This is a genomic window from Methylophaga marina (genome assembly GCF_030296755.1).
Classification (GTDB): Bacteria; Pseudomonadota; Gammaproteobacteria; order Nitrosococcales; family Methylophagaceae; genus Methylophaga; species Methylophaga marina.
The window spans coordinates 2,359,428-2,372,665 of the sequence record NZ_AP027741.1; the positions used below are offsets into that span (position 1 = coordinate 2,359,428).

Here is a 13,238-nt window from a genome sequence, read left to right on the forward strand (position 1 = left end):
AGTTCAATATGCTGAAACACACGAAAGTTGTTTTATTTCTGTCCTTTTTATTCGCATTTACCCAGGTTTTTGCTGGTGCTATCACACCTCAACCTTCCGCGCCGAGCGTCGCGGCAAAATCATACATTTTAATGGATTATGACAGTGGTCGAATTCTGGCTGAAGAAAACGCGGACCAAAAATTACCCCCTGCGAGTATCACTAAACTAATGACATCTTATGTGGTGTCGCATGAACTGCATGCTGGCAACATTAAACTCGAAGATGAAGTGTTGATCAGTGAAAAAGCTTGGCGTATGCAAGGTTCACGCAGCTTTATGGAAGTAAACACCAAAGTCAGCCTTGAGTCTTTGATGCGAGGCATGATTGTACAGTCAGGTAATGATGCTGCAGTTGCACTAGCTGAGCATATTGCGGGTAGTGAAGAAACCTTTGCACAGATGATGAATCAGTATGCGCAGCAGCTTGGTATGTACAACACAAACTACATGAACGCGACAGGCTTACCTGATCCTGATCACTACACAACCGCACATGATATTGCGATTTTGTCGGCCGCCTTAATCCGTGACTTTCCTGAGCACTATGAATGGTATTCAGAAAAAGAATACACCTACAACGGCATCACACAGCACAACCGTAACAAATTACTCTGGCGTGATAACAGTGTTGATGGTTTAAAAACAGGACATACGGAAGAAGCGGGATTCTGTCTTGCTGCCTCAGCAAAACGCGGCGATATGCGGTTGATTTCTGTGGTTTTAGGCACACGCAGCGAAAATGCACGTGCTCAAGAAACGCAAAAGTTGATGAACTACGGCTTCCGATTCTTTGAAACGCATCAGCTGTATAAAGCCAATACGGGTATTATCGATACCAAAGTATGGAAAGGGGCGACGGATCAACTCGCTTTAGGTCTGACTAAGCCATTGTCTGTAACAGTACCACGTGGTCAATACGATCAACTAGAGGCGACAACCAATATTCAGCAACCCGTCATTGCGCCTGTTACAGCCGGTACTGTGTTAGGTGAAGTGGAGATTCGTCTTGGTGATGAAGTGGTCGCTAAACAAGAATTAGTGGCACTGAATGATGTTGAGCAAGGTAGCTGGTGGCGCCGTCTGATTGATGAAATCATGCTATGGATCTGGGGCTAAGCAGTCATGGCGACTGTCTTTCTGAACGATACGTTTTTGCCTGCTGAGCAGGCAAAAGTATCTGTTTACGATCGCGGTTTTTTATTCGGTGATGGGGTTTATGAAGTCATCCCTGTATACGGTCGCCAGCCTTTTCGTTTAAAAGCGCATTTATCCCGGCTGCAAAATAGTCTGGATGGGATTCATTTAAGTAATCCCTTCGACGATGCGCACTGGACACAGCTCATCACTCAGTTAATTGAACATAACGAGGGTGAAAATCAGGCCGTTTATCTACAGGTAACTCGAGGTGTGGCACCGCGTGAGCATGTATTTCCGCAAGGGGTTAAGCCGACTGTCTTTATGATGAGCAATCCGCTTAATGCTGTCCCAAGCTTATATAAGACACAAGGAATTAAAGCAATCACGGTCGATGATATTCGTTGGCAGCGTTGCGATATCAAAGCCATTGCTTTGTTACCCAATACCATGCTGAGACAGCAAGCGCACGAGCAGGGTGCTGGAGAAGCCATTTTGATTCGTGATGGTGTGATGACTGAAGGCTCTGCCAGTAATAGTTATGCGGTTTTTGATGGCGTTATTTATACCGCAGCAAAAGACAATACAGTGCTGTCCGGTATTACTCGTGATTTTGTTCTCGAACTGGCGGCTATGACCGGTATTCCAGTTAGAGAAGAATCGGTGACTGCAGATAGACTCACCCAGGCGGACGAGATTTGGATTAGCAGCTCAACGCGAGAGTTATTACCGGTGACGACTCTGGATGATAAGCCTGTTGGCCAAGGTCTACCAGGCCCAATATGGCAGACAGTAAATGAACTATACCAACGTCATAAGTTGGAGATGAATGTATGAGTGAACAAGAACAATCTGAGACATTATTAGAGTTTCCCTGCGACTTTGCTATCAAGGCGATGGGAGAAGCGAGTGAGGAGCTCGATAGCATTGTTGTCGAAATTGTCCGGCGCCATGTCGATGATATTGCCGAGGGTGCAGTCAGTCAGAAGCATAGCTCCGGTGGTAAATTTACATCGGTCACGGTCACGATAAGAGCAACAAGTAAACCTCAGCTCGATGCTATTTACCAGGATTTGAGTGATCACGACGCTATCAAATACGTGCTTTAACGTTTATGCAAATTAAAGATCTGGGGCTGGTGGACTACCAGTCTACAGTTAATGCCATGCAGTCATTCACGCTTGAACGTGATGCTGAGACTGAAGATGAATTATGGTTGCTTGAACATCATCCCGTGTTTACCCAAGGCGCAAATGGTGACCCATCTCATATTTTGATGGACTCGACTATTCCCATTGTGACCACAGATCGTGGTGGACAAGTGACTTATCATGGTCCAGGACAATTAGTTGTGTATACCTTAGTGGATATACGGCGAGCCAAGATGGGTGTCAGACAGATGGTTACGCATCTCGAACAAACAGTGACCAGCATCCTTGCTCATTATGATATCGATGCCTATGCCAGACCTGACGCGCCTGGTGTCTATGTCGATGAACAAAAAATTGCCTCTCTGGGCTTACGTGTTAAACGTGGGGCTTGTTATCACGGCCTTAGCTTGAATATTGATATGGATCTCTTACCTTTCAGTTACATTAATCCATGTGGTTATGCGGGTATGGAAGTGATTGATATGAGGTCGCTCGGTATTGATATATCAATGTCAGAAGCGAAACAACAATTTGTGTCTGCTTTTCAGCAACAGACACAATTAGGAATAAATGCATGAGTGAATTAACAGACGGTAGACGTGACGTTCGCGCTTTAAAAGGCGAATCAAAGGTTTCCCGTATTCCCATTAAAATCGAGCCAAGCGAGCCAAAACGAAAACCAGAATGGATTCGGGCCAAATCGCATGGCAACCCTAAGGTTAAACATATTAAAGACATGCTTCGTGAGCACAAGCTGCACACGGTATGTGAAGAAGCGGCGTGCCCTAACTTAGGTGAATGTTTTTCCCATGGCACTGCGACATTTCTGATTATGGGGAATATCTGTACTCGACGCTGCCCGTTTTGTGATGTCGCTCATGGGCGTCCTGATGCTTTGGATGAAAACGAGCCAGCGCATCTGGCAAAAACCATCGCTGCCATGCAGCTAAAGCATGTTGTGGTGACCTCTGTCGATCGTGATGATTTACGTGATGGTGGTGCGGCACATTTTGTCCGTTGTATTGATGAAATTCGTCAACAATCACCGCAGACCAATATTGAAGTGCTGGTGCCAGATTTTCGCGGACGAATGGATGTCGCGCTCGATATTCTCAAACAAAGTCCGCCGGATATCTTCAATCACAATCTGGAAAGTATTCCCCGCTTATATAAAGCGGTCAGACCTGGCTCTGACTACCAGTGGTCTCTGGATTTAATCAAACGATTTCAAGAGATGCATCCCGATGTGCCGACCAAATCCGGTTTGATGCTGGGCTTGGGTGAAACCATCGATGAAGTCAAACAAGTGATGCAAGATCTGCGAGACCATGGTTGTCGCATGCTGACATTAGGCCAATACCTGCAACCGAGCAGGCATCACTTACCGGTCGAACGTTTTATCACGCCAGCCGAATTTGATGATCTTGCCGTGGCAGGCAAACAAATGGGCTTTGAACATGTCGCCAGTGGTCCGATGGTACGTTCTTCTTATCATGCCGATTTACAGGCACAGGGTGAGCATGTTTCCTGATTAGTGTGGAGAGTTATTATGGCCATTAACCGTCGGCAACTGATAAAGACAGGGATAACAGTCTCAGCTTTGGCTGCATTTCCCAACATGAGTTCGGCCATAATAACGCCTTCGAAAAAATCACAACGTGTTGTGGTGGTGGGTGGTGGCTTTGCGGGTGCCACGGCTGCCAAATACTTACGCATGTGGTCGCCGGATCTTGAAGTGATTCTGATTGAGAAAAAAACGGCTTTTGTTTCCTGCCCACAAAGTAATCTCGTGTTAAGTGGTCATCGAACCCTACAACAATTAACCTTTGATTATCACGGTTTGAGTTCTCACTACGATGTAAAGATGATTCAGGCCACAGTCAATGCGGTGGATGTTGATAACAAAAATGTGCGTCTTGATGATGGCACAGTGGTAGATTATGACCGCCTTATCATTGCGCCTGGCGTGGATTTTATTTATGACCAGCTGAGCATGCTGACACCTGAGATTGTTGAGACTAAAATTCCGCATGCCTGGAAAGCTGGACCGCAAACACAGTTGCTTCATGAACAATTAAAAGCGATGCCTAAAGGTGGTAAGGTGGTAATGACGATTCCGCAAGCTCCATTTCGTTGTCCCCCCGGCCCTTATGAACGTGCTTGCCAAATCGCTTTATTTTTAAAACAACATAATCCTACAGCCAAATTAATCATTCTGGATGCCAATGGCGATATTGTGTCCAAAAAAGCGTTATTTAAAGGCGTTTGGGATGATCGCTATGCCGACATCATTGATTATCAACCCAGTAATGGCATAGAAACAGTTGATGTTGATACGTTAACGGTTGAAGGTTTGTTCGATAAAGTCCAAGCTGACGTTCTGAATGTCATTCCACCGCAACGCGCAGGAAAAGTGGCTGAGTTGGCAGGTGTGATGAATGTCGATAAACGTTGGTGCGAGGTCGACTTCAGCACTTATGAGTCGACAGCTGTACCTGATGTACACGTGATAGGTGATGCCGTGGCATCCACCTTGCCCAAATCAGGCCATATTGCCAATGTGCAGGCAAAAGTCTGTGCCGCTGCAGTCATTGCTCTATTACACGAAGAGGAAGTTGAACCTGAACCGGTGTTTGGCAATACCTGTTATAGTTTTACTGACGGCGAAAAAGCAGGCTTTGTCGCGGCCGTATTCAGATATGATCCAAAGACGGAAAAAATGGCGGTGATGCCCGGCGGAGGAATAACCACCACCCCAACACTGCTGCAAGGGGAGTTTGCTGATGCCTGGGCACACAATATCTGGTCAGATATCTTGAGATAACTCCATAAAATCAGTAGCGAATAACATCGGAGATGCTGCTCTACCTGCAATGCAGTATAATGCCAGCTTTTCCGATAATCTCCACCATCAAGATAATTATGAGGTTGTAGATGAGTGATTTTTTACCAGGCCTGGAAGGTGTACCCGCAACAAAGTCAGCCATTTCATTTATTGATGGTGAAAAAGGCATACTGAGTTATCGAGGTTATCCTCTCGAAACTCTTGCTGAAAACAGTACATTCGAAGAGACCACACTGCTTTTGTTAGACGGTGAGTTACCGACTAAGAAAGCCTTAAATGATTTTTCCCAACAGTTAAAAGACAACTACCGCATCAAATATCATATTCGTCAGATGATGCGTCATTTCCCCCATACCGGTCATCCCATGGATATGCTGCAAACAGCGGTATCCAGTCTGGGCATGTTCTACCCGGGTACGGAGTGTCTGACAGATGCCAATAGCTGTGAAGACCTTGATTACGTGCGTAATATGACGGTGAATATCATTGCGCAAATGGCACCGCTGGTGGCGATGTGGGAACACATCCGCAATGGTTGGGACCCTATTAATCCAAAACATGATCTGTCGGTCGCGGAAAACTTGTTATACATGTTTAACGGTGAAGAACCGGATCCACTCATGGCTAAGATCATGGATGTATGTTTGATTTTGCATGCAGAACACACCTTGAATGCTTCAACGTTTGCAGCATTGGTCGCGGGTTCGACACTGGCCACACCTTATAGCGTGATTTCAGCTGCCATCGGTACCTTATCTGGCCCGTTACATGGCGGCGCAAATCAACGCGTCGTTGGCATGTTACAAGAGATTGGTTCTCCGAAAAATGTCGAAAGCTGGGTTGACCAGAAACTAAAAAATAAAGAAGTTATCTGGGGAATGGGGCATCGCGAGTACAAGGTTAAAGACCCTCGTGCCACTATTTTGCACAAACTGGTAGAACAGTTAGTTGCAGAACGTGGTGGTCATCTGGATGATATGTTCGTTACTGCCCTAAAACTGGAAGAAGTCTGTGCTGATCGCCTCGGCCATAAAGGCGTTTACCCGAATGTTGATTTCTATTCCGGCATTCTCTACAGCGAAATGGGTATTCCTGAAGACGAGTTCACCGCGTTGTTTGCTGTAGCTCGTTCAGCGGGTTGGTTAGCGCATTGGCGTGAACAAATTTGTGATAATCGCATTTACAGACCAACACAAATCTATGTCGGTAGCGATATGCGTGACTACACACCGATTGATCAACGGTAATTAGCTGATTACCGTTTTACTGGCTTCACCTTGTAGCTCACGCACCAGACGGGGCACAAGGTAGCCAGGCAATTGTTGTCTCAAGTTTTCAATCAAACTCACTGCAAGTTCTTCTTCCACATCAAAGTGATGTGCTCCGGCTACCTTGTCCAATAAATGCAGGTAATAAGGCTGCACATCCACTTCATTTAAACGCTCACTTAAACCCACAAGTGCGTCTACAGAATCGTTAATCCCTTTTAACAAAACGGTTTGATTCAGTAACTGCACACCAGCTTGCCTTAAGTCACTTAGCACTTGTGCTGCTTCTTCATCTATTTCATTGGCATGATTAGCATGAATGACCATCACCACTTTCAGATGGGTGTTTTGCAGGTAATTTAATAATGATTCGGTGATGCGTTCTGGCAATACAACGGGCAGCCGGGTATGAATTCTCAATCGTTTTAAATGTGTTATCTGATTAAGATCTTCAATAGCATTTGCCAGTTTCTCATCATTGAGGGATAAGGGATCTCCGCCGCTGAGAATAACTTCAGTAATGGATTTATCAGCGTTTAAAGCATCAAGTGACTGCTGCCATTGACCGGCGAGTGGATTACTTTCTGAATAAGGGAAGTGACGACGAAAACAATATCGGCAATGAATAGCACAGGCACCTGTCATTAATAACAGTGCTCGTCCTTGATATTTTTGTAAGATACCGGGCGACTTAATGGCTAAATGATCACCTACCGGATCAGCCTTATATCCATCGACTCTAAAACCCTCGTCAATGAGAGGGAATACCTGACGAAGCAGCGGATCTGAAGCATCGCCATAGCGCATTTTTTTAATGTAACTGCGTGGGACACGCACCGGAAACTGACGTATTTGTGCTTTATCGATTGCAGCTAACTGACCGGAAAGTCCCAATAAAGCTAATAATTCATCGGCACTATTTATAGCGTTGGCTAATGCGTGTTGCCAGTTTTGTTTTGTCTTTAGGCTAGTGGTTTGCGGTATCATAGTGGCTTTTATTTTGAAGCAAGCGAAGATCGTCCCCCAAAAGAGGTTAAGATGGCAAGTTATAGTACAAATGAATTCAAATCCGGCCTGAAGTTTATGCTTGATGGTGACCCATGCAGCATCATCGAAAATGAGTTTGTTAAACCGGGTAAAGGCCAAGCATTTAATCGTGTTAAGTTCCGTAACTTGAAAACTGGCCGAGTGAATGAGCGGACGTTTAAATCTGGTGATACGGTTGAAAGTGCTGACGTTATCGAAACCGATCTGGAATATTCATATACCGATGGTGAGTTTTGGTATTTCATGGATCCAACTTCGTTTGAACAATATGGTGCCGATGCCAATGCCATCAGCGAAAGTAAAGATTGGCTGAAAGAGCAATATGTTTACACCGTGACATTATGGAATGGCACACCGTTATTGGTGACTCCGCCTAACTTCGTTAATCTGGCAGTGGTTGAAACCGATCCGGGTGTACGTGGTGATACTTCAGGTGGTGGTGGTAAACCAGCCACACTGGAAACAGGTGCGGTTGTTCGTGTTCCTCTATTTATTGAAATCGGTGAAGTCCTGAGAGTCGATACCCGCTCTTCATCCTATGTTGAACGCGCAAAAGACTAATACCCACTATGTACGATAAAGACTGGCAACCCTCTGCAAGTCTGGAAAATCTAAAACGACGGGCTCAGTTTCTGACTGAGATCCGTCGTTTTTTTTATCAGCGAGAGGTGCTGGAAGTCGACACACCCATTCTTTCTCATGCGGCCCCTACAGCACCTTACCTTGATAGCTTTACCACTGATTATATTGCTGCTGGTGGGCAGAAAAGCTCCTGTTATTTGCACACTTCACCCGAGTTTGCGATGAAACGTCTGTTAGCTGCTGGTCTGGGGGATATGTATCAGATAGCAAAAGTATTTCGTAATGGTGAGCAGGGCAGGCATCATTCTCCTGAGTTTACGATGCTGGAATGGTATCGCCCCAGCCTGAGTTATCATCAGCTTATGGCGGAAGTGGATGATTTATTACAAACCGTGGTTGGCTTATCTCCCGCGGTCAAGATGAACTATCAAACACTGTTTTCACAGTACTTGTCGATTGATGTCACAGATGTTGAGCAAGATGAACTCAAACAATATGCGCTGTCCAGAATAAAAAGCCTCCCTCAAGACTGGCAAACAGACAAAGACGGTTGGCTGGAGCTATTGATGAGTGAGTTAATTGAACCGCAATTAGCCTTGTCTGTTCACCCATATATTATTTATGATTTTCCTGCCTCGCAGGCACAACTGGCAAAACTGCACCGTTCAGAGGAAGGCCATATTGTCTCTGCCAGATTTGAGGTCTATGCTCAAGGGCTTGAACTGGCAAATGGTTATGATGAATGCCTGGATGCAGATGAGTTAAGTCAACGATTTGTAGAAGATAATCTTATCCGACACCAGCAAGGTAAGTCTGCCATGCCGGTTGATAAACATTTACTAGCGGCTATGCAAGCTGGTTTGCCTGCCTGTTGCGGCGTAGCAATTGGGGTAGATAGATTACTGATGTTAAAACTCGGTGTGCAGCATATTGATGCTGTAAAAAGTTTTACATTTGAGCAGAGTTAACGCATGAATGTGAGTAACCCCATACTCAGAAATTAAACCTATTTTCGAATAGAGGGTCATTGAAATGGCTGACGATAGAATGACATCCCAAGATTCAGGTGTTTACAAAACATTATTAGAATCGACTAAAGCTATTCCCTGGCGCATTGACTGGAAAACCATGTGTTTTACTTACATCGGACCACAAATAGAGAAGTTATTGGGGTGGTCGGTAGAAAGCTGGCAAACAGTTAATGAGTGGGCTGAAAGAATGCATCCAGAAGATCAGCAATCGGTGGTGGATTTCTGTGTGGCGCAATCCAAAGCCGGTGTTGATCACGAAGCTGATTATCGGGCACTGACAAAAGATGGTCACTATGTATGGATTCGAGATGTGGTACATGTCGTCAGAGACCAACAAGGCGAAGTCGAAGCGCTAATCGGTTTTATGTTCGATATTACTGAACGTAAAGAAACTGAACAAAAGTTACTGGATTTGCAAAAAGAGCTGGAAGAGCTTTCTTTTAAAGATGGTCTGACTGGTGTACCTAACCGACGCATGTTAGACAAAGTATTCGAAGAAGAATGGATGACGGCCAGACGCCATCAGCAACCGCTTTCTTTGCTGGTCATGGATATTGATTTTTTTAAACAATACAACGACTGCTATGGTCATATTCAGGGAGATGATTGTTTAAAACAGGTCGCCCAGGCACTCTCCTCGGCGGCAACGCGTTCTAGAGACTTTTTTGCTCGTTTTGGCGGTGAGGAATTTGTGATGTTACTGCCAGAAACAGACGCTAGTGCCGCAATAAAAATTGCTGAACGCTGCCAGCAATTAATGATGAAATTACAAATCAGCCATCAGGATTCTGAGGTTTCACAACTGCTGACTATCAGTATAGGCCTAGGAACGATTGTTCCCAGCCCTAAAGATGAAATTGTCGACTTTGTAGAGCAAGTCGATCAGGCGCTTTATCGTGCAAAAGAGTGTGGTCGTAACCGTGTAAAGACAGCTTAAACAAGCTCATCATATAACGTGATTTTTAATTTGCTCAACAACTCCCCTAAAAAACATCAATCACATTTACTTTGACATCATCTCAGGCAACCACAGGCTAATTTGCGGAAAGGCAATGATTAAGCCTAAAACAATCACTTGTATCACGACAAATGGCACGATACCGCGATAGATGGATTCCAGTTTTAAAGTGGGTGGTGCGCTGGCTTTCAAGTAAAACAGTGAAAAGCCGAATGGCGGTGTCAAAAAAGAGGTTTGTAAGTTCAATGCTATCAATAAAGCAAACCACAATGGATCAATGCCCATATGTATGGCAACGGGGGCAATGACCGGGACGACAATAAAACAAATTTCAATAAAGTCCAGAAAAAAGCCTAAGAAGAAGATAAGCAACATACTGACTACAAGAAAGGTCCATTTCCCACCGGGTAACGCAGTAAAGAGGTCGAGAATGAGCTTATCACCACCCATACCGACAAAGACCAGACCGAATGCGGTCGCGCCTATAAAAATAATAAATACCATGCTGGTTAGGCGAGTCGTGCGTTGAAGTGCTTCGCGTAAGTTATTCAGGTTCATACGTCGATGGATGGCGGCCAGTACAATCGCGCCTAACGCACCCACAGCAGCGGACTCAGTCGGCGATGCAATACCAAAGAAAATAGAGCCCAGCACGGCTAGAATTAATAATAGTGGTGGTACAAGGCTTTTAATGACACTGAAAAGTAAGTCTGGTGATTGATTAGCGAGGCTTTTGATGGCGGGCGCAGATTCAGGGTGGCGCCAAGCTGTCCAGACAACATAAAGAATGTAGGCCAAAATCAGCATCGCTCCCGGTACAGCCGCTGCCATAAATAGTTCACCCTCAGGCACACCAACAACATCACCTAACAGGATAAGAATAATACTAGGAGGAATAATCTGACCTAAGGTACCAGAAGCGGCAATAGTGCCACTGGCAAGCGCTGGTGAATAACCACGTTTAAGCATGGATGGCAAAGCAATAACCGTCATGGTGACGACTGAAGCGCCCACCACGCCAGTGGTGGCTGCAAGCAAAGCACCGACCACAACCACCGAAATAGCCAGGCCACCACGCAAGCTGCCAAATAGCCTGCCCATAGTGTCCAGTAATTCTTCTGCTATACCTGATTTTTCCAGGATAACGCCCATGAATACGAATAACGGAACAGCCAATAAAGTGAAGTTCGTCATAATGCCCCAGATGCGGAGCGGTAGCAGGCTGAAAAATTCGATACCTAGGAAAACGGTACCAAAGCCAAGAGCAATGGCACCTAGAGTAAAAGCTACCGGGTAGCCGATTAACAGCAGTAAAAATAAAACCAGAAACATGGCCAGAGCCCAATATTCCATTATTTAGACTCCTTAAAGCAGATAAACTGTAAATTTTTCAATATTTCTGCAAGGCCTTGCATCATAATCAAGACAAACGCGGCTAATATCGCGCCTTTTAGAATAAACCGATAGGGTAGCCCTCCCGGGTCTGGTGAGCCTTCATTGTAAAAAAACGCATTCTCCGCAAAGGGCCATGCTGTCATCACAATCATGATGCTGAAGGGAAACAAAAATAGTAGGGTGCCGAGTAATGATATCCAAGCGCGGCCAGTGTCACTGATAAACCGGCTATGATAAAGAATATCGACGCGGACATGGGCGTCATGGCGAAGGGTATATGCACCACCCAGTAAAAAAACCAGAGCAAACAGATGCCACTCCAATTCTTGCAGTGCGACAGAGCCATAGTTGAACAAATAGCGCATGGCGACGTCATAACAGATGAGAATGACCATAGCTAACACCAGCCATGAAACCATCCGGCCGGTCAGATCAATAAAGTTTTCAATCGCGTTAATGACGGGCTCAATGAGTGTCTTCATGTTGATTTTATCTATCTTTGCCACAATTAAATAAGTGTCCCATAAATCACGTTTGAGCTCTAGTTGTCTCTAATAATGTGAAAATGCGTTCACCAGATAAAAGCGGAAGTGATAAAGTTAAATGTGAACTGATACCAAGGAGAGAAGATATGGATAATGAACAACTTAAAGAAAATATGAGTAACAAAAATCAATGGACACGCATCATTTACATGGTGCTGTTTGCCATTATTTTGTATTTAAGCATGATGGTTGTCTGGCTTGTTGTGCTGGTTCAGTTGCTGTTTGCCCTCATCACAGGTAAGCCGAATCAGGATATCGCTGATTTTGCAGCTGATCTATCTCAATATGTGTATCGTGTGGTGGCATTTTTAACCTACACCAGTGAACACCGTCCTTTTCCATTTAATGACTGGAAAAGTAATGCGTTTCAACCTGAGGTGAGACCTGATAAAGATGACACCCTCTAACTCGCTGACATTTTTAACTTAATTATTTGAATTGATCAGGAAAATTTATGCTGACCGTTATTTCTCCGGCAAAAACCTTAGATTTTGATACGCCACCCACAACACAAAAACACTCACAACCCCGATTTTTATCTCACTCACAAGAACTGATTGACACCTTGCGTCAAATGAGTACAGCAGATATTGCCAGTCTGATGAAACTCAGTGATAAGCTAGCCGGGTTGAATGTAGCAAGATATGAGACCTGGCAAACGCCTTTTAGTCTTGATAATGCAAAACAGGCCGTACTGGCTTTTCAAGGGGATGTTTATACCGGTCTCGATGCAGAAACGCTTGATGAAAAGCAGCTGACATTTGCACAAAAGCATCTCAGAATTTTGTCTGGTTTATACGGTGTATTGAAACCTTTGGACCTGATTCAGCCTTATCGTCTTGAGATGGGGACTAAATTAGACAATGCAAAAGGTAAAGATCTCTATGCTTTTTGGGGTAGTGACATTCGTCAATCATTACAAGCTGAAGATGCCATGCAGGATGAGGTGCTGATTAATCTCGCTTCGAATGAATACTTTAAAGCAGTTGAAGCAAAAAAATTAAAGGCTCGAATCATTACACCCGTGTTTAAAGACTGGAAAAATGGTCAGTACAAAATGATCAGTTTTTATGCAAAAAAAGCACGAGGTATGATGAGTCGTTACATCATTGAGCATGAGTTACAAGATCCTTATAGAATTAAGGATTTTGACACTGATGGCTATCGTTTCAGTGCCGATATGTCAAAAAAAGATGAATGGGTATTTATTCGACACCAAGAATAAATTGACATGTGAGTTA

At 44.5% G+C, this 13,238-nt stretch carries 15 protein-coding genes; 12 read left to right on the forward strand and 3 right to left on the reverse strand.

Annotated elements, in window-relative coordinates; translation table 11 throughout:
- Positions 1 to 8: 8 nt before the first annotated feature.
- The 7 genes from QUE24_RS12100 (at position 9) to QUE24_RS12130 (ending at position 6,418) form a co-directional block, all read left to right on the forward strand.
- Complete coding sequence (locus QUE24_RS12100) at positions 9 to 1,157, forward strand: D-alanyl-D-alanine carboxypeptidase family protein (RefSeq protein ID WP_286304079.1); 1,149 nt, start codon at positions 9 to 11, stop codon at positions 1,155 to 1,157.
- A 6-nt stretch (positions 1,158 to 1,163) separates the two neighbouring features.
- On the forward strand, positions 1,164 to 2,012 hold the full coding sequence (gene dat, locus QUE24_RS12105) for a D-amino-acid transaminase (protein ID WP_286304080.1): 849 nt from the start codon (positions 1,164 to 1,166) through the stop codon (positions 2,010 to 2,012).
- Entirely contained in the window at positions 2,009 to 2,284 is a 276-nt protein-coding gene (locus QUE24_RS12110; RefSeq protein ID WP_286304081.1) for an HP0495 family protein, read from the forward strand. Before dat ends, QUE24_RS12110 begins: the two co-directional genes overlap by 4 nt.
- 5 nt (positions 2,285 to 2,289) lie before the next feature.
- Positions 2,290 to 2,904 carry a lipoyl(octanoyl) transferase LipB gene (gene lipB / locus QUE24_RS12115; protein ID WP_286304082.1) on the forward strand — a complete coding sequence of 205 codons (615 nt, stop codon included), beginning with the start codon at positions 2,290 to 2,292 and terminating at the stop codon, positions 2,902 to 2,904.
- Positions 2,901 to 3,857 carry a lipoyl synthase gene (gene lipA, locus QUE24_RS12120; RefSeq protein WP_286304083.1) on the forward strand — a complete coding sequence of 319 codons (957 nt, stop codon included), beginning with the start codon at positions 2,901 to 2,903 and terminating at the stop codon, positions 3,855 to 3,857. The genes lipB and lipA overlap by 4 nt, the downstream gene beginning before the upstream one ends.
- A gap of 18 nt (positions 3,858 to 3,875) precedes the next feature.
- Positions 3,876 to 5,150, forward strand: a complete 1,275-nt coding sequence (locus tag QUE24_RS12125; RefSeq protein WP_286304084.1) for an NAD(P)/FAD-dependent oxidoreductase — start codon at positions 3,876 to 3,878, stop codon at positions 5,148 to 5,150.
- Positions 5,151 to 5,260: 110 nt separating this feature from the next.
- Positions 5,261 to 6,418, forward strand: a complete 1,158-nt coding sequence (locus QUE24_RS12130) for a citrate synthase (protein WP_286304085.1) — start codon at positions 5,261 to 5,263, stop codon at positions 6,416 to 6,418.
- Here QUE24_RS12130 and epmB read toward each other — a convergent pair whose 3' ends face one another.
- Entirely contained in the window at positions 6,419 to 7,426 is a 1,008-nt protein-coding gene (gene epmB / locus QUE24_RS12135; RefSeq protein ID WP_286304086.1) for an EF-P beta-lysylation protein EpmB, read from the reverse strand.
- A gap of 51 nt (positions 7,427 to 7,477) precedes the next feature.
- On the opposite strand from epmB, the gene efp reads away from it, so the two are divergent.
- The 3 genes from efp to QUE24_RS12150 all read left to right on the forward strand — a co-directional run bounded on the left by efp (position 7,478) and on the right by QUE24_RS12150 (position 10,036).
- The gene (efp, locus tag QUE24_RS12140) at positions 7,478 to 8,047 is read left to right on the forward strand and encodes an elongation factor P (protein ID WP_091715374.1); all 570 of its coding nucleotides are present in this window, start codon (positions 7,478 to 7,480) and stop codon (positions 8,045 to 8,047) included.
- A gap of 8 nt (positions 8,048 to 8,055) precedes the next feature.
- The gene (gene epmA, locus QUE24_RS12145; protein WP_286304087.1) at positions 8,056 to 9,036 is read left to right on the forward strand and encodes an EF-P lysine aminoacylase EpmA; all 981 of its coding nucleotides are present in this window, start codon (positions 8,056 to 8,058) and stop codon (positions 9,034 to 9,036) included.
- A 64-nt stretch (positions 9,037 to 9,100) separates the two neighbouring features.
- A complete protein-coding gene (locus QUE24_RS12150; protein ID WP_286304088.1) occupies positions 9,101 to 10,036 on the forward strand; it encodes a GGDEF domain-containing protein in 936 nt (311 codons plus the stop codon).
- A gap of 66 nt (positions 10,037 to 10,102) precedes the next feature.
- Here the strand turns inward: QUE24_RS12150 and QUE24_RS12155 are convergent, their stop codons facing one another.
- Together QUE24_RS12155 and QUE24_RS12160 are read right to left on the reverse strand one after the other, a co-directional pair.
- Entirely contained in the window at positions 10,103 to 11,410 is a 1,308-nt protein-coding gene (locus tag QUE24_RS12155) for a TRAP transporter large permease (protein WP_286304089.1), read from the reverse strand.
- Entirely contained in the window at positions 11,410 to 11,934 is a 525-nt protein-coding gene (locus QUE24_RS12160) for a TRAP transporter small permease subunit (protein WP_286304090.1), read from the reverse strand. Before QUE24_RS12160 ends, QUE24_RS12155 begins: the two co-directional genes overlap by 1 nt.
- A 149-nt stretch (positions 11,935 to 12,083) precedes the next feature.
- Here QUE24_RS12160 and QUE24_RS12165 point away from each other — a divergent pair, with 149 nt between their 5' ends.
- Both QUE24_RS12165 and yaaA read left to right on the forward strand, forming a co-directional pair.
- Positions 12,084 to 12,404: a DUF4389 domain-containing protein gene (locus QUE24_RS12165; protein ID WP_286304091.1), complete on the forward strand. Its 321-nt coding sequence runs from the start codon at positions 12,084 to 12,086 to the stop codon at positions 12,402 to 12,404.
- A gap of 47 nt (positions 12,405 to 12,451) precedes the next feature.
- Positions 12,452 to 13,222 carry a peroxide stress protein YaaA gene (yaaA, locus tag QUE24_RS12170; protein ID WP_286304092.1) on the forward strand — a complete coding sequence of 257 codons (771 nt, stop codon included), beginning with the start codon at positions 12,452 to 12,454 and terminating at the stop codon, positions 13,220 to 13,222.
- Positions 13,223 to 13,238: the final 16 nt, after the last annotated feature.